We start from the raw sequence: 1,467 nt of genomic DNA on the forward strand, positions 1-1,467 counted from the left end.
TACTACTCCGTTACTCTTTGAGCGGGTGTTGGTGGGCCGCTCGACAGTAGGTACAGTCGGGCTTGGCTAAGGGCATCAGCAGGCGCTGCAACGCGCGCCGAATGCCGGGTAACGTGAGCACCGGCTCGGTAGCCCTTTTTTACCCGCTCGGGGCGGGCGGCCTTCTTCTGCATGCGTTCTTCCGTTGCCCGGTGCCGCTCCAGGAGCAAGAACCCGTAGGCCAACAGGGCCATCGCCGCGTGGTGGTGGAACCCGCGCCACGATCGGCCCTCGAAATGGTCCAACCCCAACTCTTCTTTCAACTGCTGGTACCCTTGCTCCACCGGCCACCGGCTCTTCCACAACCGCACCGCCCCGATCCGACTCGTGCCCGCCGGCAGGTTCGAGAACGCGAACTTCAACGGGCCGTCGTCGCCCGGCTTCTCGATCAGCACCCATAACGGCTGTTCGTCCGCGCAGTCGCCCGTCTTCCACCCGTGGCCCGGCCACACCCGGAGCCACGCGAAGTGCCCGGACAACATCCCCTTGGTACCTTCACGCCAATCGACCCGTTGCCGCCGGACCCGCTCGGCCAATGCACTCAGGGCTACAGGCCGGGGACGGCTTGGGGCCAACGGCGGCCGTGTGCGGGGCCGGCCCGAGCCGGGGCGACCGGGCTCGGGCCGGTCCCACGTCGGTTGTTCCGTGAACACGACGAAATCTCCGGTCACGCCGACGATGTACGTCAGCCCGCGTTGCTCCAACCCGGCCCGGAACGGTCCCGAAACACCGTACCCGGCATCGGCCACCGCGGACCGACCGGGCAACCCCTCGGCCCGGACCCGGTCCAACAACTCCGACGCGATTTCGGGCTTGGTCAAGGCGCGCCGCTGGTCCTTGGGGACGCCCGCCTTATCGAGCCGCGTACCGTCCGTGAGCCAAGAATCCGGCAGGTACAGGCGAAGGTCCAGCGGGTAGTGCCCTTTGGGGCTGACGTAGTGCACGGACACCGCGACCTGGCAGTTGGCCTTCTTGCCCAACGCCCCGCAGTACTGCCGCTGGACGCCAACGGAGTGGGTGCCCTGCTTGGGGAACGAGACGTCGTCGAACAGGAAGATCCCGTCGGGGGACGCGAACGTGTGCGCCAAGTGAGCCCGGTACCGCTTGAGAACCGCGTCGTGGTCCCACGGGCTCTGGTTGACGAACTGCTGGAGCGGCTGCTCGGGGTCCGTGGAGGAGAGCCCCTCAGGAAGCCGGACCCGGTGCGAAAGTGGCTCGATGGATTTGCGCTCTCCGTCCAGGAGCAACCCCTGGAGGTACACACCGGCCCACGCGGCGGGCTTGGACTGGGGGAACTCATCCGCGAACAGATCCGCGTACTCACGGAGCCGGTCGAGAACCGCAGGTTCGAGGCACGGAGTGTAGGTCTTCATGCAACATTAGAGGTCCGAATCCCTTGAGTCGATTCCGACCTCTAACGGAGTAGTA

Annotated in this window: 1 pseudogene; it reads right to left on the bottom strand. The window is 66.3% G+C overall.

Annotated features, from left to right (window positions below):
* Positions 1 to 131 precede the first annotated feature (131 nt).
* Positions 132 to 1,412, bottom strand: a pseudogene (locus R5W23_RS08185) (IS701 family transposase); the annotation flags it as partial.
* Between the last annotated feature and the right edge of the window lie 55 nt (positions 1,413 to 1,467).

The organism is Gemmata algarum, assembly GCF_034097035.1.
Taxonomy (GTDB): Bacteria; Planctomycetota; Planctomycetia; order Gemmatales; family Gemmataceae; genus Gemmata; species Gemmata algarum.